This window comes from Salinifilum ghardaiensis (assembly GCF_054491345.1).
Window position 1 is genome coordinate 719,844 of the sequence record NZ_CM137101.1, and the last position, 26,361, is coordinate 746,204.

A 26,361-nucleotide genomic window follows, 5' to 3' on the forward strand; every position below is an offset into this window, starting at 1 on the left:
GCGCGGCCGGGCAGCGGTTTCGACATAGACAGCTTCTATGGGAAATATCGAAAACCGGTCTGCAGCGCTTTTTCGTGCCGCGTGACCAGCTACGGGAATGATTTCCCGTGCTCTTCGGCGTCGAATTCGGAGCCGCCGGAGGTTGCGTCGGGCGAGTGGGTGGCTAGTATCCGGCGGCGCATCAGGGAAATCGCTTCGCCGCTGTTCCGAGCGATTCGCCGTTTCGGCGAGGAGGAAACGCATGTCAGATTCCGGTGCGAACCGGGAGCACCTGCCGCTGCACGACCCGGTGCCGAGCGCGCCCACCACCACCGACGTCCGCGACCAGGTCCCGGCCTTCGAGCCGACCCAGCCGACCCGGCCGCCGCAGGGCGCGCCGAACGTCGTCGTCGTGCTGCTCGACGACATGGGCTTCGGCGCCCCCAGCGCCTTCGGCGGGCCGTGCGAGATGCCCACCGCGGACCGGCTGGCGCGGGGAGGCCTGCGCTACAGCCGCTTCCACGTCACCGCGGTCTGCTCGCCGACGCGGCAGTCGCTGCTGACCGGGCGCAACCACCACTCGGTGGGCATGGGCGTGACCACGGAGATGGCCAGCGCCGCCCCCGGCTACAGCGGCATCCGCCCGCGCAGCGCGGCCACGATGGGGCAGGTGCTGCGGGACAACGGCTACAACACGGCCGCGTTCGGCAAGTGGCACCAGACCCCGGCGCGCGACGTCAGCGCCGCCGGCCCGTTCGACCGGTGGCCCACCGGCGAGGGCTTCGAGAAGTTCTACGGCTTCCTGTGCGCCGAGATGAACCACTGGTACCCGGTGCTGTTCGACGGCACCACCCCGGTGGAACCGAACCGCAGGCCCGAGGACGGCTACCACCTGTCCGAGGACCTGGTGGACCGGGCGATCGACTGGGTGCGCACCCAGCGCACGCTCAACCCGGACAGCCCGTTCTTCACCTACCTCCCCTTCGGCGCGACGCACGCCCCGTACCACGTGCCCAAGGAGTACCGGGAGAAGTACCGTGGCGCGTTCGACCACGGCTGGGACAGGCAGCGCGAGATCACGCTGCAGCGGCAGAAGGAGCTCGGCGTGGTGCCCGAGGACGCCGAACTCGCCCCGTGGGCCGAGGGCGTGCCGCACTGGGACGAGCTGTCGGAGACCGAGCAGCGCTCCGCCGCCGCGCTGATGGAGCTCTACGCCGGCTTCGCCGAGCACACCGACGTGCAGATCGGGCGCCTCGTCGACGCGCTCGAGGAGCTGGGCGAGCTGGACAACACGATGATCGTCTACGTCCTCGGCGACAACGGCGGTTCCGCCGAGGGCGGCCTGGGCGGCACGCTCAACGAGCACCGGCTGGCCAGCGGCATCGAGGACGCGCCGGAGCAGATCCTCGAGCACGACGAGGCGCTGGGCGATGCCACCACCCACGCGCACTACCCGGTGGGCTGGGCGCTGGCGATGAACACGCCGTACCAGTGGACCAAGCAGGTGGCCTCGCACTTCGGCGGCACGCGCGACGGCATGATCGTGCACTGGCCGCGGGGCGTCGAGGAACCCGGCGGCGTGCGGCACCAGTTCCACCACGTCATCGACGTCATGCCCACGGTCCTGGAAGCCGCCGGCATTCCCGAACCGTCCAGCGTGGAGGGCGTGCCGCAGCAGCCGATCGAGGGGACCAGCCTGCTGTACAGCCTCAACGACCCGCAGGCCCCCGACCGGCACACGGTGCAGTACTTCGAGATGGTCGGCAACCGGGGCATCTACAAGGACGGCTGGATGGCCGTCACCCGCCACGGCACGCCGTGGGAGATGGTCCAGGACGGCGTGCGGCGCTACTTCGACGACGACCGGTGGGAGCTGTACGACACCAACGTCGACTGGACGCAGGCGCGCGACATCTCCGAGGAGCACCCGGGCAGGCTGCGGGAACTGCAGCAGCTGTTCCTCATCGAGGCGGCCCGGCACCAGGTGTTCCCGCTGGACGACCGGATGACCGAGCGGGAGAACCCGCGCGAGGCGGGCCGGCTGGACCTGCTCGGCGACCGGCGCAGCATCACGCTGCACGCGGGCACGCCGCGGTTGACCGAGGAGACCTCGCCGAACGTGAAGAACCGCTCGCACGCGATCACCGCGCGGTTCGCGGTCCCCGCCGGGGGCGCGGACGGCGTGCTCGTCGCCCAGGGCGGGCGCTTCGGCGGGTGGTCGCTGTACCTGCACGAGGGCCGCGCCTGCTACGCCTACAACTACTTCGGCCTGCGCACCCACACCGTGCGCGGCCCCGTGCTCGGCGAGGGCGAGCACGAGGTCGTGGTGGACTTCGCCTACGACGGCGGCGGCGTCGGCAAGGGCGGTGACGTCGAGCTGCGCGTGGACGGCGAATCCGCGGACAAGGGGCGCGTGGACGGGACGATCCCGTACTACTTCGCCTTCGACGAGACCTTCGACGTCGGCGTCGACCGGGCCTCGCCGGTGACCGAGGACTACCCGGCCGCGGACAACGCGTTCACCGGTGCGCTGCACTCGGTGCGCGTCGACCTGGGCGACGACCTGTGCAGCGACGTGGAAGCCGCCGAGCAGTTCCGGAACGCCCATGAGTGAGCCGACGCGGACACCGGGGACGTCGACGGGAGCGGGACGGCCGGCGGACGGTCCCGGCGCCGGCTCCGCGCCCAAGGCGTGCTGCGCCCCCTCGGCGCAGCGCGCCACCGGCGCGGCGAGCGGGACGACGGCGGAGGTCGGACCGGGCGGTGCCGCCCCCGGTCCGGGCTCCCCCGGCCCGGCTGGCGCCGTGTCCACGGTGCCGCTGCCCGGCGGTGCGTTCACCATGGGCTCCGAGGACGAGCGCGCCTACGCCGAGGACGGGGAGGGGCCGGTCCGCGACGTGCGGGTCAGCCCGTTCCGAATCAGCCCGACGGCCGTGTCCAACCGGGAGTTCGCCCGGTTCGTCGACGACACCGGGTACCGCACCGAGGCGGAGGAGTTCGGCTGGTCGTTCGTGTTCGCCGGGCTGCTCCCGGACGAGTTCCCGCCGACGCGGGGAGTTGCGGCCGCGCCGTGGTGGCGGGTCGTGGAGGGGGCGGACTGGCGCCGCCCCGAAGGACCGCAGTCCACTGCGGATGACCGCCTCGAGCACCCGGTCGTGCACGTGACGTTCAACGACGCCCTGGCCTTCTGCGCCTGGGCCGGGGCGCGGTTGCCGACCGAAGCGGAGTGGGAGTTCGCCGCGCGCGGCGGTCTGCACGGGCAGGCCTTCCCGTGGGGCGACGAGCTCGAACCGGGCGGCGAGCACCGGATGAACGTCTGGCAGGGCGAGTTCCCGCGGCGGGACACCGCCGCCGACGGGTGGCGCGGCACGTGCCCGGTGGACGCGTTCCCGGCGAACGGCTACGGCCTGCACAACATGACCGGCAACGTGTGGGAGTGGTGCCAGGACTGGTTCCACCCGACGTTCCACACCCGCGACGCGCGCACCGACCCGCGCGGGCCGAGCTCCGGCACGCACCGCTGCGCGCGGGGTGGTTCGTACCTGTGCCACGCCTCGTACTGCCGCCGCTACCGGGTGTCCGGGCGCCAGGGCATGACGCCGGACTCGTCGCTGGGCAACGTCGGGTTCCGCTGCGTGGTCGACGACGTCGGATAATCCGGCTCCGTCACCGGACGGAGCGGAGGGACCGATGGAACGCCGCGAGCTCGAGTACTTCGTCGCCATCGCCGAGCACGGCAGCTTCACCGCCGCGGCGCAGGCGCTGCGGGTGGCGCAGCCCTCGCTGTCGCACGCGATCGGCACGTTGGAGCAGGAACTCGGCGGGCGGCTGTTCCACCGGCTCCCGCAAGGGGTGCGCCCCACGGCGGCGGGTGAAGCGCTGCTGGAACCGGCGCGCCAGGTGATGCGGGACATGCGCACGGCGGGGGAATCGGTGCGGCGCGTGGTCGGCCTGTCCGCGGGGCGGTTGGACATCGTCGCGCAGACGACGCTGGCCGTGGACCCGCTGGCCGACCTGGTGGGCCGGTTCCTCCGGCAGCACCCGGAAGTGCGCGTGCAGGTGCGCGACCCGGAACTCGGCGCGGACGTCGCGAGCAGCGTGCGCAGCGGTGAGTGCGAGCTCGGCATGGTCGACTCGGCCACTCGCGTCAAGGAGCTGGAGAGCCTGCTGCTGCGCGGCAGGGAGATCCGCGCCGTGCTCCCCCCGCAGTGGACCCTCTCGGGGCGGAGCCGGATGGGCCTGGCCGACCTGGCCGCGCTCGACTTCGTCACCACGCCCGAGGGCACGGCGACGCGGGCGATCATCGACAACACCGTCGGCAGCCGGGGCGTGCTGCCGCGCGTCGCGGTGGAGACCGCGCACCAGGCGATGATCGTCCCGCTCGTCCTGGCCGGTGCCGGCGCCACGCTGCTGCCCAAGTCGATGGCGGAGGAGGCCGAGCGCGACGGGGCCGTCGTCCGGCCGCTGCACCCGCGCGTGGTGCGCAGCGGCCGCCTCCTCTGGCGCCCCGGCCCGCTCTCGCCCGCTGCCGGCGAATTCGTGGAGCTCGCCTCGCGGCACGCGGCGCGGGGCGAGCGGTCCGGCCGGGGTGCTCCCGCCCGCCGGGCGGCGGAGCGGGGCGGAGAGGTGTAGGGAGCCCGCCGGTGGTGTTCCGCTGCCGCCGCTGGCGCCGCGCGGCGGCGCGGGGTGGCAGGAGGGGAGAGGGGCCGGTGCTGCGGGCGTCCGCGGCGCCAGCGCGCTGCGGAAACGATCCAGTGCCGGGCACGTCGTCGGCAATGCCCGAACGTCGACAACCTCACAGTCGCAGCGGCGGCCGGGGAGGGCAAGATCCGGTACCGTAGCTGCAAAGCCAGCCGATGACGCCTCGCTGACGTCGTGCTGACACCAGCCAGCCGACGTCCCAAGCTCCCGTGCGTGGCCGCCCGGCTTCGCGAGCACGGCGCGCGGCCGACCGCCCACGGTCGGTGGCCCGTGATCGACGCCACTCGCGATCGGGGTCACATTCCCGGGGGCCGCCGCAGCGCGCCCAAGGGCGGTGGTGCGACCATGGGGGCCATGGCTGGTAAATCCGATCCCACGCGGATTCTCATTCTCGGCGGCGGTTCCGTCGGCATGGGCGTGGCGCTGCACCTGCAGAAGAAGCTCGGGCGCCGCGAAGCATCCGTGACGGTCGTCGATCCTCAGCCGCACATGACCTACCAGCCCTTCCTCCCGGAAGCGGCAGCGGGCTCGGTCGAGCCCCGCCACGTGGTAGCGCCACTGCGACGAGTGTTGAAGCGGTGCCATGTGGTCACCGCGGCCGTGACGGAGATCAACGACGACACCCGGACCGTGACGGTCGAGAACCCGCAGTCCGGCAAGCAGACCCTCGAGTACGACCACCTGGTGGTCGGTCTGGGCTCGGTCTCCCGTCTGCTGCCCATCCCGGGTCTCGCGGAGCACGGCATCGGCCTCAAGACCGTCGGCGAGGCCACCTACCTGCGCAACCACGTGTTGGCCATGATGGACGCCGCGGCCAACACCGACGACGAGGAGCTCCGCAAGCGGCTGCTGACGTTCACCTTCGTCGGTGGCGGTTTCGCGGGCGTGGAGGCCCTCGCGGAACTGCAGGACATGGCGCGGTTCGCGTGCCGCTACTACTCCGCGATCACCCCCGAGGACATGCGGTGGGTCCTCGTGGAGGGCGCCGGGCGCGTGATGCCCGAGGTCAGCGAGAAGATGGGCGTCTACGTCGTCAAGGCCCTCGAGGAACGCGGTATCGAGGTTTACCTGAACACCGTCCTCAAGACCATCGAGAACCAGCACGCCGTGCTCTCCGACGGCAGCGAGTTCGACACCAACACGCTCGTGTGGAACGCCGGCGTGAAGGCCAACCCGGCGCTGAAGAGCAGCGACCTGCCGCTCGACGAGCGCGGCCGGGTCAAGGCCACCTCGCACCTGCAGGTCGAGAGCAAGCCGCACGTGTGGGCCGCGGGCGACTGCTCGGCCGTTCCGGACCTGTCGAAGACCGACGAGGACCCGAACGCCCTGTGCGTGCCGAACGCCCAGCACGCCGTGCGCCAGGCGAAGCAGATGGCCAAGAACATCCTCGCCACGCTGCGGGGCAAGGAGACGCACGCCTACAGCCACGCCTACGCCGGCTCCGTGGCCGGGATGGGGCTGTACAAGGGCGTGGCCGACGTCTACGGCTTCAAGGCCAAGGGCTTCGTCGCCTGGTTCATGCACCGCGGTTACCACGTGGGCAAGATGCCGACGTTCAACCGGAAGATGCGCATCCTGATCGACTGGACGCTGGCGTTCCTCTTCCGCCGGGAAGCCGTGTCGCTGGGGCAGATCCAGGAACCGCGCGCCGAGTTCGAACAGGCCGCGGAGAGCTGAGCTCCCGGCCCGCCGTGTCCGGTCGTGTTGTGACAGCCGCGTGCCGCCGAGGCACGCGGCTTTGTCGCGCGCGGCCCGTTGAGTGTGATCTGCCCGGGACCTGCTTGACAGCACGTAGTCAGCGCTCGAACACTGATCTACCGTGTCACCTGAAAGAGTGGGTCCCGTGCGGGTGAGGGGTAGCCGAGCGATGGCCTGTGCCGCCACGCGAGTCGACTTACCGGTGCCACCGTCCGCACCGGGCCAGGATGTGCGCGTGACACGTCGCTGACGTTCGCGCGCGTGGTGCCACCGTCCCGGTTCGGCGTCACTCCACCTGCGGAGTTTCCGACGCGATGGAACCAACGGTGGTGCCGATACGTCTCACAAGCACGACCCTGGTGTTGTGACCGTCGGTAGCTGGCGAGTCGGCCCCCGTAGCCCAATTGGCAGAGGCAAACGACTTAAAATCGTTCAAGTGTCGGTTCGAACCCGACCGGGGGCACGTGTCCTGCCTCGGCTGCGCGTCCGAGGCGGGTGCCCGCGCGGGCCCGGCCGCACGCGGGAACGCGGCGCTCCGGGCGGTTCCGCTCCCGCCTGCGACGCGGGCCGAGCCGCGGACTCCCTCCTCAGCCGTCCAGCAGGTCCTCCAGCCTGATCGGGATGTCGCGGACGCGGACGCCGGTGGCGTTGTGCACGGCGTTGGCCACGGCCGCCGCCACGCCCACGATGCCGATCTCGCCCACGCCCTTCGCCCCGATCGCGTTGTGCAGCGTGTCCGGGTGCTCGACGAAATCGACGTCGACATCGCCGATGTCCGCGTTCACCGGCAGCAGGTACTCCGCGAAGTCGCCGTTGGCCAGCCGGCCGTTCTCCTCGACCTCCAGGCCCTCGTGCAGCGCAGCGGACACGCCCCAGATCATGCCGCCGATGAGCTGGCTGCGCGCCGCCTTCTCGTTGACGATCCGACCGGCGTCGAACACGCCGAGCAGGCGGGAGACCCGGATCTCCCGGGTCAACCGGTGCACGCGGACCTCGCAGAACTGGGCGCCGAACGAGCTGAACGAGTGCTTCGACCGCTCCTCGCCGGGCGCTGAGGAACCGGTCACGGAGAGCGACGTGCGGTTCAGCGCCCGCAGCAGCTCGCCGAACGTCATCGAGCGGCCGTCGGCGAGCACGCGCCCCCGCTCGTAGGTGACCTCCGCGCCCTCGAACGGCGCACCCGCCGACGAGGCCAGACCCAGCAGCGCGTCGATCGCCTCGGTCGCGGCCACGACGGTGGCCGAGCCCGCGCTCGCCGTGCCGGTGGAGCCGCCGGACATGCCGCCGGGCGGGAGCGCCGAATCGCCCAGCTGCGGCGCGATCCGCCCCGGTGCGATGTCCAGCGATTCGGCCCCCACCGTGGACAGCACGGTCAGCAGCCCGGTGCCGGGATCGGCGCCGCTGGTCGCGACCACCGCCGTGTCGTCCTCGCGCAGGGTGACCTCGACGCTGGCCGGGAACCGCATGGCCGGGAACATCGCGGTCGCCACGCCCGTGCCCACCTGCCAGTCGCCCTCGGTGCGACCGCGCGGCGCGCGCCCGGACCAGCCGAACCGCTCGGCGCCGATGCGGAAGCACTCGTCCAGGTGCTTGTCGGACCACTGCAGGTCCTTGCCGACGGGAGCGGTCGCGTTGTTCCGCATGCGCAGCTCGATCGGGTCCGCGTCCAGCGCGACCGCCAGCTCGTCGATCGCGCTCTCCAGCGCGAACGAACCGGGGGCCTCGCCCGGGGCCCGCATGAAGGTCGTCGGCGGGATGTTCAGCGGCACGACCCGCTGGCTGATCGCCAGGTTCCGGGTGGCGTACCACTCGCGCGAGGTGCCGTGCGAGGTGGGCTCGACGAACGAGCGGTCCGCGTCCGTGCTGCAGCACGACTCGTGCCGCAGCGCGTTCAGCGTCCCGTCGGCGTCCGCCCCGAGGGAGATCTTCTGCACCGTGCCGGCCCGTCCGGCCGTGGCGGTGAAGACCTGCTCCCGGGAGAGCGCGGCCTTCACCGGCCTGCCGAGCTCCCTGGAGGCGGCCGCCGCCAGCAACGCCGGCGCGGAGGTGCGCGCCTTCCCGCCGAAAGCCCCGCCCACGAACGGGTTCACCGCGCGGACCGCCGAGGGGTCCACGCCCAGCGCCGAGGCCAGCTCCGCCGCCTGCAGGTCGGAACCCTGGTTTCCACTGTAGATGGTCAGGCCGCCGGAGTCCCACACCGCGACCGCGGAGTGCGGCTCCATCGCGGCGTGGTTCTGCGGCGCGGTGCGGTACGTCGCCGCGACCACCCGCTCGCTGGCCGCCAGCGCGTCCGCAATGGACTCCGTCCCTTCGGCGAGGACCTCGAGATCCTCATTGGACGGATCGGGTTCCGCGGCGGGCAGGCCGGCCTCCAGCGAGGTCAGCGCCGGCCGCTCGTGGTAGGAGACCTCGACGAGCATCGCCGCGTCCCGGGCCTGCTCGAAGGTCTCGGCCACCACGAACCCGATCGGCTGGCCGTAGTGGGAGACCCTGCTGTCCTGCAGCGGGGCCCTCCCCGCACCGAACACCGGGGAGCTCGGCGCGTGCAGGCCGAGCGGTGCGAACGGGGTGTACACGCCGAGCACACCGGGGGAGTTCGCGGCCGCTGCGACGTCCATGGCCGCGATCTCGCCGTTGGCGATCGTGCTGAGCACGAGGTAGCCGTGGACCGTACCGGGGTAGGTGCGGTCCGCTCCGTAATCGGCCCGGCCGGTGACTTTGAGCGGGCCGTCCAGCCGACTGGTCACGTGCTGCTCCCTTCGGTCGCTTCGAGCAGTGCGCGGAGCACGGTCCGCTTCAGCAGGGACACCTTGAAACCGTTGCCGGACAGCGGTTCGGCGCCCTCGGCAGCCGCAGCGGCGGCGTTCTCGAAGGAGTCGGCGGTCGCGGGCGCACCGCGCAGCGCCTCCTCGACGGCGGACAGCCGCCACGGCACGGTCGCGACCCCGCCGGCCGCCAGCCGGACGTCCGCGACGTGCCCGTCCCGGACGTCCAGCGCGACCGCGGTCGAGCACAGCGCGAACTCGTAGGACTGCCGGTCCCGCACCTTGACGTAGGTGGAGCGCGCCGCCGGGTCCGGCCGCGGCACCAGCACCTCGCTGATCAGTTCACCGGGGCGCAGGTCGGTTTCCACGTCCGGTGCGTCCCCGGGCAGGTGGTAGAAGTCGGCCAGCTCGACGTCGCGGGTGCCGCTCTCGCTGACGAGCCGGACCTGCGCGTCGAGCGCGACCAGTGCGACCGCCAGGTCGCTGGCGTGCGTGGCCACGCACGCATCGCTCGTGCCCAGCACGGCGTGCATCCGGTTGCTCCCGGAGATGGCCGAGCAGCCGCTCCCGGGCTCCCGCTTGTTGCAGGGCATCGCCACGTCGCGGAAGTACGTGCAGCGGGTGCGCTGCATGAGGTTCCCGCCGATGCTGGCCATGTTCCGCAACTGCTGCGAGGCGCTCTGCGACAGCGCGCGCGAGATCGCCGGATATACCCCGGGGTGCGCGGCGACGTCGCTCATCCGCTCCAGTGCGCCGATCCGCAGCCCGTCAGCGGTGTCGATGCCGCGCAGCGGCAGCCGGTTGATGTCCTGGACGTGCTGCGGCGCGACGACGTCGAGCTTCATCAGGTCGACGAGGGTGGTTCCACCGGCGAGGAACGCGCCGGACGAGCTCAGCGCGTCGTCGACGGACGCGGGTGCCGTGAGTTCAAAGGGACGCATCAGCCTGCCTCGCTTGTTCGACTGCGGCGACGATGTTCGGGTAGGCCGCGCAGCGGCAGATGTTGCCGGACATGAATTCCCGGACGTCCTCGACGTCCTGCTGCACGGCGGCGACCGCCGACATGACCTGCCCGGAGGTGCAGAAGCCGCACTGCAGCGCGTCCTGGTCGACGAAGGCCTGCTGGACCGGGTGCATCCGGTCCTCATCGGACAGTCCTTCCACGGTGGTGACCGGTTGCTGCGTGGTGGCGGCCAGGGTCAGGCACGAGAGCACGGGCCTGCCGTCGACGTGCACCGTGCAGGCGCCGCACTGGCCGCGGTCGCAGCCCTTCTTCGGGCCGGTGATGCCGAGGTGCTCGCGCAGCGCGTCCAGCAGGGTCACGCCGGGGTCGACGCTCAGCTGCTGCGTGCTGCCGTTGATGTCGAGTGTGATGTCCACTGCTTTCTCCCCCGCAGAAGATCGCCCACGCGGGAGACCCGTGGCGGCACGGGTCGTGGTGGTGGGAGTCGAGTCGTCGAGATCGACCCGGATATTCATCCGGTTGATCTCGGGTCGACGCTACCGGATTCCTATCCGCACCGCAATCGGCGCCTCCTCCGGAGGTCGCTGCCGGTGGGACGGGTCGTTGCATTACATTCCCGGAAAGCCGATGCAACGACCGGGGAGGGACGATGACGACGGGCTCGGTCAGCCCGCGGCGCGCGGACACCCGGCGCAACCACGAACGCATCCTCACCGCGGCGGCGGAGTCGCTGGCCGGTTCGGGGGCCGTCTCGTTCAACGCCATCGCCAAGCAGGCCGGGGTGGGCGTCGGCACGGTGTACCGGCACTTCCCCACGCCGGAGGCGCTCATCCTGGCGGTCTACGAACGCGAGCTGCGGCACCTCGTCGACGTCGTCCCGCGCCTGCTCGACGAGCACCCCCCGGAGCGGGCGTTCCGCGCCTGGGTGATCGATCACCTGGCGCACTACATGATGACCAAGCGCGGCCTGGCCAGGGCCCTCGGCGCCGCCACCGCCTCACCCGGGGCGCGGCCCGCCGACGCCCACGAGACCATGGTCGGCGCGGTCGCCACGCTGCTGGAGGCCAACGTCCGGGCCGGAACGGTCCGCGCCGACCTGGACGCGGAAACGGTCCTGCGCGGGCTGGGCGGTCTGATCCACCTCGACCCGGAGGGCGACTGGCGGACGCAGACCGCGAACCTGGCCGACCTCCTGTGGCGGGGCATGCGCAACGACGGCTGAAGCAGGGGCGCGCGGCGCCGGAGGTGCGGGTGCGGCGCCGGCTCATCCCCGGCGGGGCTCCCCGTCGGCGCCCTGCCCCGAGGCGGCGCCGGAAGCGCCGGTGCCCGGCCAACCGGGCGTGCTGAGGCTTCGGCCGGTGCGGTAGCCGCGGATGCCGGCGGCGGGGTAGGAGATGAGCTCGGCCGGCAGGTCGTCGAGCTCGAACCAGCGCAGCTCGGAGCACTTCGCGGGCTCGCGGTTGACGGGTTCGCCCACCCACTCGCGGGCCTCGAAGAACAGCCCGAGCCGCGGTTCGAGCCCCGGGGCGCTCACGTGCGCCGTGTGCACGTGCCGCAGCGCGGGCGCGGCGAGGCGCACCCCGATCTCCTCGGCGGCCTCGCGGCAGGCCGCCTCGAGCACCGATTCACCGGCCTCGAGCTTGCCGCTGGGCAGGTGCCACATCCCGTCGAACTCGCTGTGCGGATCACGCCGCTTGCTCAGCAGCAGCGAGGTGCTGCTGACGAGCAGCACGTGCACGTCGACGAGGTGCCGGTCGGCCATGGGGGTGTCCGCTGCGGATCGAGTGCCTGGTGTGGACTGAGCTCATCGCGTGATCTGTCCGTTGTGGACCATCGTGGGCGGTGCCGAGCACCGGTGGGTCCGCTGTGGAGGGTGGTGCGCGGCGCTCCGGGGCGGCCACCGGTGCTCCGGCGTGCTCACGCGCCCGGCCGGTGGTCGTCGTGCGCGGCGCCCGACGGCAGGATGACCAGCCGCCCGCGCACGCCGCCGCCCTCGAGTGCCCGGTGCGCCTCGGCGGTCCGCTCCGGCGGGAACGTGCGCGCCACGCGCAGGCTCAGCACCCCTCGCTCCGCCTGCTCGCGCAGCTCGTCCAGTTTGGCGTGCTCGCGGGCGTAGTCCACCACGAGCGTGGGGCGCACTTCGATTCCGCGGTCGTACTGGCCGCGCCACCCGCGCACGCTGGTGATCACACCGCCGTCGCGCACCGCGGGCAGCAGCTGTTCCCCCTGCACGGAACCGTCGGCGAGCCCGTCCGCGCCGTCCGGGACCTCGTCGCGGATCGCCTCGGCCACCTGCTCGCCGCGGGGTACCACCACGTCCGCACCGAGGTCGCGGACCAGCTGCTCGTCCTCGCTCGCCGCATCGGCGACGACGCGCAGTCCCGCTGCCTTGGCGAGCTGGATGACGTAGCCGCCGTAGGCGCCGGCCGCACCCGTGACCGCCAGCGTCGAACCCGGGTTCAGGTTCAGCAGGTCTAGCGACAGGCGGGCGGTGAGCCCGTTCATCGGCAGCGTCGCGGCCTCGGCGTGGCTGGTGCCGGCCGGAGCGGGGGCGACCGACTCGGCGGGCAGGACGACCTTCTCCGCGTAGGCGCCGTGCGATCCGACGGGCACGACGATGCCCATGGCGCGGTCGCCCACCGCGAGTTCGGTCCGCGTCCCGGCGCCGACGGCGTCGACGACTCCGGCGACGTCCATGCCGGGGACGTAGGGCGGGTCGTGCTTCTCCAGGCTCTTCCGGCGCGCCCCGTTCCGCACGTGGGTGTCGGTCGGGTTCACGGCTGCGGCGCACACGCGGAGGCGGATCTCACCGGGGCCGGCGCTCGGCTCGGCGATGTCGTGCACCTGCAGCGCCCCGGGGCCGCCGAATTCGGTCACTCCCACTGCTCGCATGCCCGGGGCAACGCGCCTGATCCACACCCTATTCCGCCCCGGGCCGTGCCCGCCGCGCTCGCGGCCACCCGCGCTCGCGGCCACCCGCACCCACCCCGCGTTCTCTCCCCGTTCGAGGTCACCGAGGCTCCCCGCCTGTGGACAACCCGCACCCCTGTGGACGAGTGGTGCTCCATCCGTGTGGGGACGGCTTCCAATTTTCATGAAAATTGCGCTTTCTGGAACGAGTCCAATGTGCGCTGGTGGGGTCGTGGGCGAGCGGGCAACGGGCGGTGCGGCAGGAACGTGCGGAGCTGTGCGCAGGCTCATCGCGCCACCGCGCGGGGGCGGACTTTCGCGCCCCGCCTGTGGTGGCCACAATCTGCGCGATGCCCAACGAGCGTGCGCAGCCCCCGAACGGCCCGCAACGACCCGGAGCTCCGGGGCCGGCGGCACCACGACCTCCCGAGGGGGCGGAGACGCACCAGGCACCCCGGCAGCCGTCCGCCCCGGAGGGATCCGCAGCCGAAGCGCCGGCGCAGCCCCCGCCCGGGCAGCAGGCGCCACCGCCCGCGCCGGCCGGCCAGTCCGGGCCGCGGGGTGCGCCGCCCCCGGCAGCTCCCCCCGCCGCGCCGGGCGCAGGGCCGCAGGGGGCTCCCCCGCAGGGTGCGCCACCGCCGCCGGACGCACCGCCCGGGCCGCCCGCGGCGCAGGGGGCTCCCGGGCAGGGCTTCTCGCCACAGGGCGCGCCCGCGCAGGGCGCACCGCCGCAAGCGCCGCAGGGAGCGCCCCCGCACGGCGCCCCGCCGGCAGCACCTCCGCACGGTCCGCCGGGGTCGCAGGCCCCGGCACCACCGCAGGCCCCGGCGCAGCACGGAGCACCGCCCGGCCCGCAGAACCATCCCGGTGGACCGGGGCATCCGCCGCAGGGACCCCCGGCCGGGCAGCCGGGTCCGCCCCCGGGCGCGCCCCCCGGCCCTCCTCCGCAGGCGCCGCCCGGACAGCCGGGTCAGCCCGGCGGACCACCGCCGGGGCAGCCAGGTGGGCCGCCGCCGGGCGCGCAGCCAGGCCCCGCCCCCGGGCAGGCGATGCCGGGGCCGTCCGGTGCCCCCGCCCCGCCGCCCGGCCACCAGCCCGGGCCGCCGGGAGCGCCTCCCGCTCCGCCGGAGCAGGCGCACCCGGCGCCGGGAGTGCCCGGCTACCAGCCGCCGCAGCATCCGCAGCCGACGCGCGTGCAGCCCGCCTCCGCCGAGCCGCACCCCCCGTACGAGCCCTCGCACGAGGAGGACCGCTACGGGTACTGGGACGACGATCCCGCCTACGACGAACCGGAGCCGTACCGCGAACCCGAGCCCCGCTCGCGCCGGCGCTCCCGTTACGAGGAGGAGGACGAGCGCTACGGCCCGGAGTCGCGGCGGTCGCGCCGCGAGGGCGGCGGGGGTGGTGTACCGCTGCCGAGCGCCTCGGCCGTGGGGCGCGCGGTCCAACTGGTCACCGGTCTCATCGCCCTGGCGTTCGTGCTCCACATCGTGTTCGTGGTGGCGGGCGCGAACCAGGACCACGGGTTCGTGTCGTTCACCTACACCGTGGCCAAGACGTTCGTGTTCGGGCTGGGCGACGTCTTCCAGCCCGGTGACGCCACGCTCGGCGTCATCGTCAACTACGGCTTGGCCGCGCTGATCTACCTGTGGGGCGGGCGGCTCGTCGGCCGCGCCCTCAAGTAGCGGCGGTCGACGGCACCGCTGAACCCGCCCGGCCGGGTTCCACCCCCTGGTCGGGTCCGCCGGGCGGTGCGGCCGCCGGCCGCGCACCACGGGGGCCGCAACAGGCCGAACCGGCCGCGGGCGGATCCCGGAAGCAGTCCCGATCCCTCCGGTGAGCGGCGCGCTGCGCTGCGACGGCGGTCGCCGGGGGGTGCGGGTTCCCCGGCGGCCGCATGGCACCCTGGTGTGGTTGGCCCCTGTGGGGCGCGGCCGAGCAGGCGCGCCCGCTGCGGGCGCGTTCCAGGCGTGACCGGGAGTAACGAGTGGCGGATTTCTTCGGCTTCATCCTGTACCCGGTGTCGTTCATCCTGTGGGTGTGGCACCAGGTCTTCGGCTTCGTCCTCGGGCCGGACAACGGCTTCGCGTGGGCGCTGTCGGTGTTCTTCCTGGTCTTCACGCTGCGTGTGCTGCTGCTGAAGCCGGCTCTGAGCCAGATGCGCTCCGCGCGCAAGATGCAGAAGTTCGCGCCGCAGATCCAGAAGATCAAGGACAAGCACAAGAACGACCGGCAGCGGCAAGCGCAGGAGATGCAGAAGCTGCAGTCCGAGCACGGGGTGAACCCGCTCGGCGGCTGCCTGCCGGTGCTGGTGCAGCTCCCGGTCTTCCTGAGCCTGTTCCACGTGCTGCGGAGCTTCAAGCCGGGCGCGGACAGCAACTTCTTCTTCGACCGCTCCGGCGTCGAGTCGTTCATCAACGCGCACATCTTCGGCGCGAAGCTGTCCAACGCGATCACCCAGCCGCAGGCCGTGCTGGAGGACTTCGGCACCGACCGGATGTCGATGATCCTCGTCGGCGTGCCGCTGATGCTCGTGGCCTCGGTGGCGACGTACTTCACGATGCGCATGTCCATGCGCCGGCAGACCGAGATGTCCATGGCGAACCCGCAGACGGCGGCCATGGGCAAGATCATGATGTACGTCGCACCGATCGGCGCGCTGATCTCCGGCTGGATCCTGCCCATCGCGGTGCTGCTGTACTGGCTGGCCAACAACGTCTGGACCCTGGGCCAGCAGCACTTCCTCACCAACAAGGTGGATCGCGAGCAGCAGCGCGAGAAGGAGAAGGAGAAGGCCAAGGAGGAGGAGCGCAAGCAGAGCATCTCCCGTCCGAAGCCGGGGCAGAAGCCGGTGCGCTCCAAGTCCTCCGAGAACGGCGCGAGCGGCGCGGACGACGCGGACGGCGCGGCGGACGACTCCGGCGAGCGGGCCGAGCCGACCGCCGCGGGGACGCAGAACGGACAGGCCAAGGCGAAGACCAACGGGCAGCCGGACCAGTCGAGCCCGGGCAAATCGCAGGGCCAGGTCAAGTCGCAGGGTCCGGGCAAGTCGCAGGGCCAGGGCGCCCACTCGGGCAAGAAGAAGGCGCAGCCGAAGAAGCGCCCCGGCAAGCAGGCCGCCAGCGCCAAGAAGGGCAAGAAGCGGCGATAGCGCACCGACCTCCGGTGCTCGATCCGCGGGCCGGTGGAGGACGCGGTGCGCTCCTCGTCCCGTGCGGCCCGCGCCGGCGCGGAACCGGCCGATGCGGAACCGGGCCGGTGCAGAACCGGGCCGGCGGACCTCCGCGCGGGCCCGGCGTCGCTTGATCACCGGCCCCGTCGCGTAGGGTCTGATTTGTCCTGCCGGGAACTGATCGGGGCACCTGTTCGTTGTTCCGCCGAAGACGGCGCGCACGCACCCTCAGGAGGATGAGTTGCGCACAAGCAGCAACCCCGCGTTCAAGAACCTGCCTGCGCACAGCGGCGGGGGATACGCGAGTTTCAACTACGGCCAGGCGCAGCCGGGTGGTCACGGCGCGCCGCCGGGGCAGGCGCCGACCGCGCCGCCGCAGTCGACGCGGCCGATGACCATCGACGACGTGGTCACCAAGACGGCGATCACGTTGGCGATCGCGGTGATCACGGGCACGATCACCTACACCTTCGGGCAGCCGGCGGTGGCCCTGGCGCTGCCGGCGGCGATCGTGGGCTTCGTGCTCTCGCTGGTGATCATCTTCACCAAGAAGATCCGCCCCGCCCTGGTGGTCGCCTACGCCGCGGTGGAGGGCGTGTTCCTCGGCGGCATCAGCTACCTGTTCGCGAACCTCATCGCGGGCAACCCGGGGATCATCCTGCAGGCCATCGCGGGGACGGTCGGCGTCTTCGCCGGCATGCTCGTCGTCTACAAGACCGGCGCGATCCGCGTCACGCCGAAGCTGACGAAGTTCATCATCGGCGGCATCGCCGGCGTGGCCGCGCTGATGCTGGTCAACCTGATCGCGAGCTTCTTCATCTCGGGCGGGCTGGGCCTGCGCGACGGCGGTCCGCTGGCGATCGGCTTCAGCCTGCTGTGCATCGGGCTGGCGGCGTTCAGCTTCCTGCTCGACTTCGACCAGGCCGACCGGGCCATCAAGGAGGGCGTGGACGCCAAGGTCTCCTGGTACGTCGCCTTCGGCCTGATGGTCACCCTGGTCTGGCTCTACATCGAGATCCTGCGGCTGCTCAGCTACTTCCAGAGCGAATAGGGCCCGCGGACCGGCGGCGCAGCGGGCCCGGTGCGGGCCGAGCGCACGACCGCCGATCCGCGCGGTCGGTGAGCGCGGGGAGTCCTGCGCGGCGGGGGCGGCTCGCGAGCCGCCCCCGCTTTCTCGTGCGAGTCCCTCGAACGACCGCCCCTCGAACGACCGCGGGACGTCGCTGCGGCAGTGGCGCCCCGGTTCGCGCGTGCCCGGCCGGCGGCCGGGGAGCGGACTCAGCTGAGCCGCTCGACGATCATCGCCATGCCCTGGCCGCCGCCGACGCACATCGTCTCCAGCCCGTAGCGCTGGTCGTGCCAGTCCAGCGAGTTCAGCAGCGTGCCGGTGATGCGCGCGCCGGTCATGCCGAAGGGGTGGCCCACGGCGATGGCGCCGCCGTTGACGTTGAGCTTCTCCAGCGGGATGCCCAGCTGCTGGTAGGACGGGATGACCTGGGCGGCGAAGGCCTCGTTGATCTCCACCAGGTCGATGTCGTCGATGCTCATCCCGGCGCGCCGCAGCGCCTGGCGGGAGGCGTCGACCGGGCCGAGCCCCATGATCTCCGGGGACAGCGCGGACACGCCGGTGGAGACGATGCGGGCCAGCGGGGTCAGCCCGAGTTCCGCGGCCTTCGTGTCGCTCATGACGACCACGGCCGCGGCGCCGTCGTTGAGCGGGCAGGCGTTGCCCGCGGTGATCCGGCCGTCGGGCCGGAAGACCGGCTTCAGCTCCGCGACGGACTCCTTGGTCACGCCCGAGCGCGGGCCGTCGTCGCTGTCGACGACCTGACCGGAGGGCGTGGTGATCGGGGTGATCTCGCGGGACCAGAACCCGTCGGCGATGGCCTTCTCCGCCAGGTTCTGCGAGCGCACCCCGAACTCGTCCATCTCGTCGCGGGTGACGCCCTCCCGCCGCGCGAGGTTCTCGGCCGTCTGCCCCATGGGGATGTAGACGTCGGGCAGCAGGCCCTCCTCGCGCGGGTCGGTCCACGTGTCGGCGCCCTGCTCGCCGGCGCGCGCGGTGCGCTCCTGCGCGGGGGTGAACTCGGGGTTCTGGGTGTTCTCCAGCGAGTCCGAGTTGCCCTTCGCGAAGCGGGAGACCATCTCCACGCCGGCGCTGATGAACACGTCGCCCTCGCCGGCCTTGATGGCGTGCATCGCCATCCGCGTGGTCTGCAGGCTGGAGGAGCAGTAGCGGGTGATCGTGGTGCCGGGCAGGTGGTCGTGGCCCATGAGCACGGCGACCACGCGGGCCATGTTGAAGCCCTGCTCGCCGCCGGGCAGGCCGCAGCCGAGCATCAGGTCGTCGATCTCGGCCGGGTCGAGCTGCGGCACCTCCTCCAGCGCCGCGCGCACGACCTGCGCGGTCAGGTCGTCCGGTCGGGAGTCGGCCAGCGAGCCCTTCTTGGCGCGGCCGATCGGGGAGCGGGCGGTGGCGACGATGACTGGCTCTGGCATGACGGCTCCTCGGGACTGGCGACCTGCTGGTCGGTCGTGTTGACGTGACGCCGTCATCCTGACGGCGGGACGCCTCCGCGGACAATACGCAGACCGACCATTCGGTACGCCTGTGATCCGCGTCGCGGGACGGAAGCGCGCGGCGGTGCGCGGCCGGGTCCCGGGCTCAGCCCAGCTCGTTCCCCTCGGCGCGGTGCAGCCGCCAGTTCAGCCGGCGCACGATGCGGCGGGTGGGACGGCGCGCTTCGGCGGCGGTCGACCGCGTCGGAGCGGGGGGCAGCGGCCCGCCGTCCCAGGCGCCCAGGGCGGCGCTCAGCGCGGGCAGCAGCACCGTCGCGGCGGCCTCGTAACCGGCCGCGGAGGGGTGGAACCGGTCGGGGCTGAAGAACTCGCCGGGGCGGGTGAGGAACTCCGGCGAGAGCAGGTCCGCCAGCGGCACCGCGTACCCGCCGGCGGCCTCCACCTCCCGCCGCTGGGACTGCGCCAGCGCCAGGCTCCACCGGCTGGCCACGGCGCGCAGCGGTTGCGGGATCGGGCGGATCGCGCCGAGGTCCGGGCAGGTGCCCGCCACCACCGGGACGCCGTCGGCCCGGAAGGAGCGCACCGCATCGCCCAGCAGGCGCCCGGAGGACGCGATCGGCAGCCGCGAGGTGACGTCGTTGGCGCCGACGATGATCAGCACCAGCTCGGGCTCCTCGGTGCGGGCCGCCGTCACCTGCCGGGCCAGCCCCTGCGAGGTGGTGCCGACGATCGCGTGCGTGGTCAGCGCGACGGGGCGGTCCAGCTCTTCGGCCAGCTCGTGGGCGATGAGCACCCCGGGCAGCTCCGCGGGGGTGGTCACGCCGAGCCCCGCGGCCGAGGAGTCCCCCAGCACGGCCAGCGCCAGCGGTTCGGGGGACCCCGCCGGGGGGTCGTCCCGGCTGGGGTCCCGCCGCGGGTGGTACACGCCGTCGGCGCGCAGCGGGGCGTCGCCGGGCAGTCCGATCACGCGCCGGGCGTGCCGGGACTGGCCGTTGAGCAGGCCGTAGGCCGCGCCGGACAGCCCACCGGCCGCCCCCGCGGCCAGGAGCGCGAGCCGCAGTGCCTTCGCCGCGAGCAATGTCGCCCTCCCTCCCGTGTCGCGCCGCCCGTCCGCTCGGCGACCGGGCGCGGGGCGGGCACGATCGACGTCCGGGGTGCTCGGAAGCGCCCCGGTGTGTCGTGCCCGATGCTGCGCCGGTTCGCCGGCGAGGTCAGATTAGGCTCGACGGCGTCGGTCGGCGAGCAGGACCGTTCCCACCGGGTACCAGCGTCCGGTCCCGCCCGGCCACGCGCCGTGCCGCCCGTGGCGGACGGCACGGCGCTGCGTTCGACAACCCAGTTCCAGCACCGAGGGACCCAACGTGGAATACGCCGAGCATGTCATCGATCTGGTGGGCAACACCCCGCTCGTCCGGCTGGACGCCGTGGCGAGCTCGTCGACGCCGGTCCTGGCCAAGGTCGAGTACCTCAACCCCGGCGGCAGCGTGAAGGACCGCATCGCGCTCGGCATGGTCGAAGCCGCGGAGCGCTCGGGAGCGCTGCGGCCGGGAGGCGCGATCGTCGAACCGACCTCCGGCAACACCGGCGTCGGCCTGGCGATGATCGCCCAGCGCAAGGGCTACCGCTGCGTGTTCGTCTGCCCCGACAAGGTCAGCCAGGACAAGCGCGACGTGCTGCGGGCCTACGGCGCGGAAGTGGTCGTGTGCCCGACGGCGGTGCCGCCGGACCACCCGGACTCCTACTACCAGGTCTCCGACCGGATGGTCGCGGAGATCGAGGGGGCGTGGAAGCCGGACCAGTACGCGAACGCGGCCAACCCCGAGGCGCACTACCAGTCGACCGGCCCCGAGATCTGGGCGCAGACCGGGGGGCGCATCACCCACTTCGTCGCGGGCATCGGCACTGGCGGCACGATCTCCGGGGTGGGCCGCTACCTCAAGGAGGTCTCCGACGGGCGCGTGCGCGTCGTCGGGGCCGACCCGGAGGGCTCGGTCTACTCCGGCGGGAAGGGCCGGCCGTACCTCGTCGAAGGCGTCGGCGAGGACTTCTGGCCGGAGACCTACGACCGGGAGATCTGCGACGAGATCGTGTCGGTCTCCGACGCCGACTCGTTCCACATGACCCGGCAGCTGGCGCACTCGGAAGCGCTGCTCGTCGGCGGGTCGAGCGGCATGGCCGCGGTCGCCGCGCTGCGGGTGGCGGAGAACGCCGACCCGGACGACGTGGTGGTCGTGCTCCTGCCCGACGGCGGGCGCGGTTACCTCACCAAGGTCTTCAACGACTCGTGGATGGCCTCCTACGGCTTCCTCCCGCCGGACCACTCGGGCGGTTCGGTCGCCGACGTGCTGCGCCGCAAGGACGGGACGATGCCCGAGCTGGTGCACGTGCACCCGAACGAGACGGTGGCCGACGCGGTCGCCATCCTGCGCGAGTTCGGGGTGTCCCAGATGCCCGTGGTCAACGCGGAACCGCCGATCATGGCCGCCGAGGTGGCGGGGTCGATCGTGGAGAGCGACCTGCTGGACGCCCTGTTCGCCGGGCGGGCGCACCTCGCCGACCGGGTCGAGGAGCACATGTCACCGCCGCTGCCCAGCATCGGCGCCGGGGAGCAGATCAGCGCGGCGCTGAGTTCGATGGCCCGCGCCGACGGCGTGCTCGTGCTCGTCGACGGCAAGCCCACCGGGGTGGTCACCCGCCAGGACGTGCTCGGGTTCGTCGCAGGCGGTTGACGAGTTGCGGCGGACAGGCACGGCCGTTACCGGCGATCCGTTAATGTAGGCCGCGCACGACGAGCTTTCATGCCTTACGAGGGGGTTAGGAGAAACCCGATGAGCGCTCCGCAGCCGCCGGACGGCGGCCAGCAGGAACAGCCTCCCCAGGACCCTGGTGCTCAGGAGCAGGCCGGCGACTCGACGCAGGTCGTCAACCCGGCCCAGGCCGCGCAGGCGGCCCAGGCGGCGCAGGCCGCGCAGCAGGGGCAGTCGGCGGGCGACTCCACGCAGGTCGTCTCGCCGATGCAGCAGTCCGGGCAGCAGAACCCGGGCGGAGGTGATTCCACATCGGTGGTGCCGCCGTCGATGCAGCCGCCGCAGCCCATGTACCAGCAGCCGGGCACGCAGAGCCAACCCGGTGGTTTCCCCGCGCAGCCGGGTGGTCCCGGCAGCCAGCCGGGGGGCTTCCCGGCGCAGCAGCCGGGCCAGCCGCAGCAGGGTTTCCAGCAGCCCGGCCAGCCCCAGCAGGGCTTCGGCCAGCCCCAGCCCGGCCAGCCGCAGCAGGGCTTCGGCCAGCAGCCGCCGTACGGCCAGCAGCCGCCGTACGGCCAGCCCGCCGGTGCGTACGGCGCGGGGCAGCAGGGCGGTTCCTCCGGCACGATGCTGCAGGCCGCCATGTGGGTCACGATCGGCATCTCCGCCGTCGCAGCTCTGTTCTCGCTGATCAACGGCATCCGCGCGATGACGACGGGCTACGGCGCTGCGGTGGTGGGCGGCGTCATCGGGATCCTCCTCGGCTTGGCCATGGCCGGTCTCCTGGCCTGGTGCGCGTGGAACGCCGGGCAGGGGAAGAACTGGGGCCGCATCGTGATCACCGTCTTCGGCGGTCTCAGCCTCCTGGGTGGCCTCGTCAACCTCTTTATGGTGCCCCTGTCGGGGATCTTCGGACTCCTCTTCGGCGCGGCGCTGCTCGTGCTCTGGTGGCTGCCGGACACCTCGAAGGCCATGCAGGCCAAGGCGGCCGCCGGTCAGGGCGGGATGCAGGCGCCGTTCGGGCAGCCCCAGCCCGGTCAGCCCCAGCAGGGCGGTTTCCCCGGCCAGCAGCCGTACGGGCAGCCCCAGCCCGGCCAGCAGCCCCCGCAGTACGGCCAGCCCCATCCTGGTCAGCCCCATCCTGGTCAGCCCCAGCAGGGCGGCTTCCCCGGCCAGCAGCCGCAGTACGGCCAGCAGCCGTACGGGCAGCCCCAGCCCGGCCAGCAGCCCCCGCAGTACGGCCAGGGCTACGGCCAGCCGCCGCAGCAGGGCGGCTTCCCCGGTCAGCAGCCCCCGCAGTGGTGAGCACAGCACTGGTGAGCCCCCTGAGAGAGTCCGCGGATTGGCTGTTGAGGGCGGGGGGATGGGGGTAGCTGGGAGGAACCTCCGGCGGCACCTCGCTCCGGGATCCCCGACATCGGGTAGCCACCTACTCCCAGCTGCCCCCGACCACCCTCCCAGCTGCCCCCGACCACCCGCCCCAGACGGGAGCAGCATCGCCGGGGCTGTCCTCGCGAGGAGGCGCCGGAGAACCCGCGGCGGGGCGCTCTGCGTACGTGGCGATGAAGCGGCTGCGCCGCTTGCCTGACGGGGCGGTGCGGTCGAGCACATGGCCGCCAATCTGCGCGGTCCCTGAGGTGGGCCCGGCGCCACCTGCGTGATCGCGACGGTCCCCGCGCCCCGCCGGGTGCGGGGACCGTTTCCCGGGCCCCCGCCGGCGGCGTTCCCGGCGCGCCCGCGCCGGCGCCGGCACACCGCGTCCCGCGCGGGCGCGGCCGTCGGGCCGCGTTAGGCTGTGCGGCCATGAGCGACGGCTTCGCCACGCGCGCGATCCACGCGGGACAGGACGCCGACCCCTCGACCGGTTCGGTGATCCCCCCGATCCACGCCACGTCCACCTACGCGCAGGACGGCGTCGGGGGCCAGCGGGCAGGGTACGAGTACTCCCGCACCGGCAATCCCACGCGCACCGCGCTGGAGGAGTGCCTCGCCGCGCTGGAGGGCGGCGCCCGCGGCCGCGCGTTCGCCTCCGGCATGGCCGCCACGGACGCGGTGCTGCGGGCACTGCTGCGCCCCGGCGGCCACATGGTCATCCCGGACGACGCCTACGGCGGCACGTTCCGCCTGGTCGACAAGGTCCTCACGGACTGGGGGGTGCAGTACACCCCGGTGCCGGTGTCCGATCCGGCCGCGGTGCGCCAGGCGATCCGCCCGGAGACCGCGGTGGTCTGGATCGAGACGCCGACGAACCCGCTGCTGACGATCGCCGACATCGCCGCGATCGCGGAGGTGGCCCACCAGGCGGGGGCCACGCTGGTCGTGGACAACACGTTCGCCTCGCCCTACCTGCAGCAGCCGCTGGAGCTCGGCGCGGACGTGGTCGTGCACTCCACCACGAAGTACCTCGGCGGCCACTCGGACGTGGTCGGTGGTGCGGTGGTGACCTCCGACGAGGAGCTCGCGGAGAAGCTGGCGTTCCTGCAGAACAGCGCCGGGGCGGTGCCGGGGCCGTTCGACGCGTGGCTGACGCTGCGCGGCGCGCGCACGCTGGCCGTGCGGATGCGCCAGCACAGCACCAACGCCGAGCGCGTCGTCGAGGCCCTGCGCGGCCACCCGAAGGTGCGCCGCGTGTTCTACCCGGGCCTGGCCGAACACCCCGGCCACGACGTCGCCGCGCAGCAGATGGCGGCCTTCGGCGGGATGGTCTCGTTCACCCACGTCGACGGCGAGGACGGCGCGCTCGGCGTGTGCGCGCGCACGCGCCTGTTCACCCTGGCCGAATCGCTCGGCGGGGTCGAGTCGCTCATCGAGCACCCGGGCAAGATGACGCACGCCAGCACCACCGGGTCGATGCTGCAGGTGCCGGAGAACCTGGTGCGGTTGTCGGTCGGCATCGAAGAGCCCGCGGACCTCGTCTCCGACCTGCTGCAGGCGCTCGGCTGACCGCGCTGCACGCCGGTGCCGGCGCGGTGGCAGGATTGCCCGCATGGTGCTGGTCGACGCGGAACGGATACGGCAGGCGGCGCAGCAGCTCGGGCAGGTGGTCCGGGAAACGCCGCTGACCCACTCGCGCGTGCTCGGCCGCTCACGCGGTGGCGAGGTCTTCCTCAAGTGCGAGAACCTGCAGCGCACCGGCTCGTTCAAGATTCGCGGCGCGTACGTGCGGCTGGCGGGGCTCACGGCGGAGCAGCGCGACGCCGGGGTCGTGGCGGCCAGCGCCGGCAACCACGCCCAAGGCGTGGCGCTGGCGGCCTCGCTGCTGGGAATCCACTCGACGGTGTTCATGCCCGAGCGGGCGCCGCTGCCGAAGCTCGCGGCCACCCAGTCCTACGGGGCCGACGTGCGGTCGCACGGTGCGACGCTGGGCGAGACGTTCACCGCCGCCCGGGAGTTCGCCGAGCGCACCGGGGCCACGTTCATCCACCCCTTCGATCACCCGGACGTGATCGCCGGGCAGGGCACCGTGGGCCGCGAGGTCCTGGCGCAGCTGCCCGAGGTGCGCAGCGTCCTCGTACCCACCGGCGGGGGCGGGATGCTCTCCGGGATCGCCGCGGCGATCAAGGCCGAGCGGCCCGAGGTGCGCGTCATCGGGGTGCAGGCGGCGCAGGCGGCGGCGTGGCCGCCGTCGCTGGCGGCCGGCTCGCCGGTGCGGCTGGAGACCACCCGCACCATGGCCGACGGCATCGCCGTGGCCGAACCGGGTGCGGAAACCTACGCGCACGTCTCGGAACTGGTCGACGACGTGCTCACCGTCGGCGAGGAAACGCTGTCGCAGGCGCTGCTGCTGTGCCTCGAGCGCGCCAAGCTCGTGGTCGAACCGGCCGGGGTGGCCGCAGCCGGCGCGGTGCTGGAGCACCCGGACCGGCTGCCCGCGCCGACCGTGGCCGTGCTCTCCGGCGGCAACATCGACCCGCTGTTCCTGCTGCAGGTCATCCGGCACGGCATGGCCGCGGCCGGGCGGTACCTGTCGCTGCGCGTGCGGTTGCCCGACGAACCCGGCGCGCTGGCCGGTCTGCTCACCCGGTTCGGCTCCTGGCAGGCCAACGTGCTCGACATCGAGCACTCCCGCGTCAGCGGCGCGTTGGAGCTCGGCGAGGTCGACGTGGAGATCAGCCTGGAAACGCGCGGCCCGCAGCACCGCGAGCACGTGGTGAGCAGCCTGGAGAGCGCCGGGTACGCGGTCATCGCGCGGCGGTGATCCCGACCGGGCGGTGCTGGGGCACCGGGAGGCGCTGGGCCACCGGGAGGCGCTGGGCCCCGGTGCAGAAACGTCCCCGGCGCAGCGTTGTGCCGGGGACCACCGGACCGCGCTCGTGGCGGCGGGGAGCGACGGCGGGCGCCTCCGGCTCCGGAGGCGCCCGCTGCGCGCGAGCGATCGCTCAGCCGGTGAACGGCTCCGCCTTGACCAGCGTGACCTGCATCGTCCCGCCGTTGGGGAGCTCGTACTCGACCGTCTCGCCCTCCTTGGCGTCGATGAGCGCCTGCCCCAGCGGCGAGTTCGGCGAGTACACCTCGAGGTCGCCGTGCGCGCCCTCCTCGCGCGTGGCCAGCAGGAACGTCTCGGTCTCCGCGTCGTCCTCGAAGCGCACGGTCAGCACCGATCCGGGCTTGGCCACGCCCTGCTCGGTGGGGACATCGCCGACCTTGGCGGTGCGCAGCAGCTCCTGCAGTTGGCGGACCCGGCCCTCCAGCTGGGCCTGCTCCTCGCGGGCCGCGTGGTAGCCGCCGTTCTCCTTGAGATCGCCCTCTTCCCGCGCCTCGTTGATCTTCGCGGCGATCACAGGGCGGTTGGCCACGAGCTCGTCCAGCTCAGCCTTGAGCCGGTCGTAAGCATCCTGGGTCAGCCAGGTCACCTGGGTCTCGCTCACGGTCACCACTCCTCGTCGACGGAGGCTCCGCGTTTTCCGC

At 72.9% G+C, this 26,361-nt stretch carries 20 protein-coding genes and 1 tRNA gene; 13 read left to right on the top strand and 8 right to left on the bottom strand.

The features are described 5' to 3' along the window. Positions 1-241: 241 nt before the first annotated feature. The 5 genes from ACVGV0_RS03225 to ACVGV0_RS03245 all read left to right on the top strand — a co-directional run bounded on the left by ACVGV0_RS03225 (position 242) and on the right by ACVGV0_RS03245 (position 6,841). Positions 242-2,593 (top strand): arylsulfatase, encoded by a 2,352-nt coding sequence (locus ACVGV0_RS03225; protein ID WP_459158364.1) that lies wholly within the window; start codon positions 242-244, stop codon positions 2,591-2,593. Positions 2,594-2,819: 226 nt separating this feature from the next. Continuing rightward, positions 2,820-3,635, top strand: a complete 816-nt coding sequence (locus ACVGV0_RS03230; protein WP_459159907.1) for a formylglycine-generating enzyme family protein — start codon at positions 2,820-2,822, stop codon at positions 3,633-3,635. Between the two features lie 34 nt (positions 3,636-3,669). After that, positions 3,670-4,611: a LysR family transcriptional regulator gene (locus ACVGV0_RS03235; protein WP_459158365.1), complete on the top strand. Its 942-nt coding sequence runs from the start codon at positions 3,670-3,672 to the stop codon at positions 4,609-4,611. Positions 4,612-5,034: 423 nt separating this feature from the next. Continuing rightward, complete coding sequence (locus ACVGV0_RS03240; protein ID WP_459158366.1) at positions 5,035-6,357, top strand: NAD(P)/FAD-dependent oxidoreductase; 1,323 nt, start codon at positions 5,035-5,037, stop codon at positions 6,355-6,357. A 410-nt stretch (positions 6,358-6,767) separates the two neighbouring features. After that, positions 6,768-6,841 (top strand) — tRNA-Leu (locus ACVGV0_RS03245). 124 nt (positions 6,842-6,965) lie between these two features. On the opposite strand, the gene ACVGV0_RS03250 is transcribed toward ACVGV0_RS03245, so the two are convergent. The 3 genes from ACVGV0_RS03250 to ACVGV0_RS03260 are packed head-to-tail and all read right to left on the bottom strand — an operon-like array spanning position 6,966 to position 10,523. Further along, a complete protein-coding gene (locus tag ACVGV0_RS03250) occupies positions 6,966-9,125 on the bottom strand; it encodes a xanthine dehydrogenase family protein molybdopterin-binding subunit (RefSeq protein WP_459158367.1) in 2,160 nt (719 codons plus the stop codon). Next, the gene (locus ACVGV0_RS03255; protein WP_459158368.1) at positions 9,122-10,084 is read right to left on the bottom strand and encodes an FAD binding domain-containing protein; all 963 of its coding nucleotides are present in this window, start codon (positions 10,082-10,084) and stop codon (positions 9,122-9,124) included. The genes ACVGV0_RS03250 and ACVGV0_RS03255 overlap by 4 nt, the downstream gene beginning before the upstream one ends. Further along, complete coding sequence (locus tag ACVGV0_RS03260) at positions 10,071-10,523, bottom strand: (2Fe-2S)-binding protein (RefSeq protein WP_459158369.1); 453 nt, start codon at positions 10,521-10,523, stop codon at positions 10,071-10,073. Before ACVGV0_RS03260 ends, ACVGV0_RS03255 begins: the two co-directional genes overlap by 14 nt. A gap of 233 nt (positions 10,524-10,756) precedes the next feature. Between ACVGV0_RS03260 and ACVGV0_RS03265 the strand changes: the two genes are divergently transcribed. After that, positions 10,757-11,329, top strand: coding sequence for a TetR/AcrR family transcriptional regulator (locus ACVGV0_RS03265; RefSeq protein ID WP_459158370.1), 573 nt, complete (start codon positions 10,757-10,759; stop codon positions 11,327-11,329). Between the two features lie 42 nt (positions 11,330-11,371). Here the strand turns inward: ACVGV0_RS03265 and ACVGV0_RS03270 are convergent, their stop codons facing one another. Together ACVGV0_RS03270 and ACVGV0_RS03275 are read right to left on the bottom strand one after the other, a co-directional pair. Further along, complete coding sequence (locus ACVGV0_RS03270; protein ID WP_459158371.1) at positions 11,372-11,869, bottom strand: NUDIX domain-containing protein; 498 nt, start codon at positions 11,867-11,869, stop codon at positions 11,372-11,374. 155 nt (positions 11,870-12,024) lie between these two features. Further along, on the bottom strand, positions 12,025-12,984 hold the full coding sequence (locus tag ACVGV0_RS03275; RefSeq protein WP_459158372.1) for an NADP-dependent oxidoreductase: 960 nt from the start codon (positions 12,982-12,984) through the stop codon (positions 12,025-12,027). Between the two features lie 1,184 nt (positions 12,985-14,168). On the opposite strand from ACVGV0_RS03275, the gene ACVGV0_RS03280 reads away from it, so the two are divergent. The 3 genes from ACVGV0_RS03280 to ACVGV0_RS03290 all read left to right on the top strand — a co-directional run bounded on the left by ACVGV0_RS03280 (position 14,169) and on the right by ACVGV0_RS03290 (position 17,240). Further along, positions 14,169-14,702 (top strand): hypothetical protein, encoded by a 534-nt coding sequence (locus ACVGV0_RS03280; RefSeq protein WP_459158373.1) that lies wholly within the window; start codon positions 14,169-14,171, stop codon positions 14,700-14,702. Positions 14,703-15,004: 302 nt separating this feature from the next. Next, on the top strand, positions 15,005-16,168 hold the full coding sequence (yidC, locus tag ACVGV0_RS03285; RefSeq protein ID WP_459158374.1) for a membrane protein insertase YidC: 1,164 nt from the start codon (positions 15,005-15,007) through the stop codon (positions 16,166-16,168). A 262-nt stretch (positions 16,169-16,430) separates the two neighbouring features. Next, positions 16,431-17,240, top strand: a complete 810-nt coding sequence (locus ACVGV0_RS03290; protein ID WP_459158375.1) for a Bax inhibitor-1/YccA family protein — start codon at positions 16,431-16,433, stop codon at positions 17,238-17,240. A 227-nt stretch (positions 17,241-17,467) separates the two neighbouring features. Here ACVGV0_RS03290 and ACVGV0_RS03295 read toward each other — a convergent pair whose 3' ends face one another. Both ACVGV0_RS03295 and ACVGV0_RS03300 read right to left on the bottom strand, forming a co-directional pair. Beyond that, a complete protein-coding gene (locus ACVGV0_RS03295) occupies positions 17,468-18,688 on the bottom strand; it encodes an acetyl-CoA C-acetyltransferase (protein WP_459158376.1) in 1,221 nt (406 codons plus the stop codon). Between the two features lie 166 nt (positions 18,689-18,854). After that, positions 18,855-19,787, bottom strand: a complete 933-nt coding sequence (locus ACVGV0_RS03300; protein ID WP_459158377.1) for an SGNH/GDSL hydrolase family protein — start codon at positions 19,785-19,787, stop codon at positions 18,855-18,857. Between the two features lie 283 nt (positions 19,788-20,070). On the opposite strand from ACVGV0_RS03300, the gene ACVGV0_RS03305 reads away from it, so the two are divergent. The 4 genes from ACVGV0_RS03305 to ilvA all read left to right on the top strand — a co-directional run bounded on the left by ACVGV0_RS03305 (position 20,071) and on the right by ilvA (position 25,651). Further along, the gene (locus ACVGV0_RS03305; RefSeq protein ID WP_459158378.1) at positions 20,071-21,438 is read left to right on the top strand and encodes a cystathionine beta-synthase; all 1,368 of its coding nucleotides are present in this window, start codon (positions 20,071-20,073) and stop codon (positions 21,436-21,438) included. A 99-nt stretch (positions 21,439-21,537) separates the two neighbouring features. Next, the gene (locus ACVGV0_RS03310; protein WP_459158379.1) at positions 21,538-22,758 is read left to right on the top strand and encodes a hypothetical protein; all 1,221 of its coding nucleotides are present in this window, start codon (positions 21,538-21,540) and stop codon (positions 22,756-22,758) included. Between the two features lie 498 nt (positions 22,759-23,256). Further along, positions 23,257-24,396, top strand: coding sequence for a cystathionine gamma-synthase (locus ACVGV0_RS03315; RefSeq protein ID WP_459158380.1), 1,140 nt, complete (start codon positions 23,257-23,259; stop codon positions 24,394-24,396). A 43-nt stretch (positions 24,397-24,439) separates the two neighbouring features. After that, positions 24,440-25,651: a threonine ammonia-lyase gene (gene ilvA, locus ACVGV0_RS03320; RefSeq protein ID WP_459158381.1), complete on the top strand. Its 1,212-nt coding sequence runs from the start codon at positions 24,440-24,442 to the stop codon at positions 25,649-25,651. 181 nt (positions 25,652-25,832) lie between these two features. On the opposite strand, the gene greA is transcribed toward ilvA, so the two are convergent. Continuing rightward, the gene (gene greA / locus ACVGV0_RS03325) at positions 25,833-26,321 is read right to left on the bottom strand and encodes a transcription elongation factor GreA (protein ID WP_459158382.1); all 489 of its coding nucleotides are present in this window, start codon (positions 26,319-26,321) and stop codon (positions 25,833-25,835) included. Positions 26,322-26,361 lie beyond the last annotated feature (40 nt).

Coding starts and splice junctions, on each gene's coding strand:
- ACVGV0_RS03225 (WP_459158364.1), top strand. CDS start 242: ATGTCAGATTCCGGTGCGAACCGGGAGCACCTGCCGCTGCACGACCCG.
- ACVGV0_RS03230 (WP_459159907.1), top strand. CDS start 2,820: ATGGGCTCCGAGGACGAGCGCGCCTACGCCGAGGACGGGGAGGGGCCG.
- ACVGV0_RS03235 (WP_459158365.1), top strand. CDS start 3,670: ATGGAACGCCGCGAGCTCGAGTACTTCGTCGCCATCGCCGAGCACGGC.
- ACVGV0_RS03240 (WP_459158366.1), top strand. CDS start 5,035: ATGGCTGGTAAATCCGATCCCACGCGGATTCTCATTCTCGGCGGCGGT.
- ACVGV0_RS03255 (WP_459158368.1), bottom strand. CDS start 10,084: ATGCGTCCCTTTGAACTCACGGCACCCGCGTCCGTCGACGACGCGCTG.
- ACVGV0_RS03265 (WP_459158370.1), top strand. CDS start 10,757: ATGACGACGGGCTCGGTCAGCCCGCGGCGCGCGGACACCCGGCGCAAC.
- ACVGV0_RS03270 (WP_459158371.1), bottom strand. CDS start 11,869: ATGGCCGACCGGCACCTCGTCGACGTGCACGTGCTGCTCGTCAGCAGC.
- ACVGV0_RS03295 (WP_459158376.1), bottom strand. CDS start 18,688: ATGCCAGAGCCAGTCATCGTCGCCACCGCCCGCTCCCCGATCGGCCGC.
- ACVGV0_RS03310 (WP_459158379.1), top strand. CDS start 21,538: ATGAGCGCTCCGCAGCCGCCGGACGGCGGCCAGCAGGAACAGCCTCCC.
- ACVGV0_RS03315 (WP_459158380.1), top strand. CDS start 23,257: ATGAGCGACGGCTTCGCCACGCGCGCGATCCACGCGGGACAGGACGCC.
- ilvA (WP_459158381.1), top strand. CDS start 24,440: ATGGTGCTGGTCGACGCGGAACGGATACGGCAGGCGGCGCAGCAGCTC.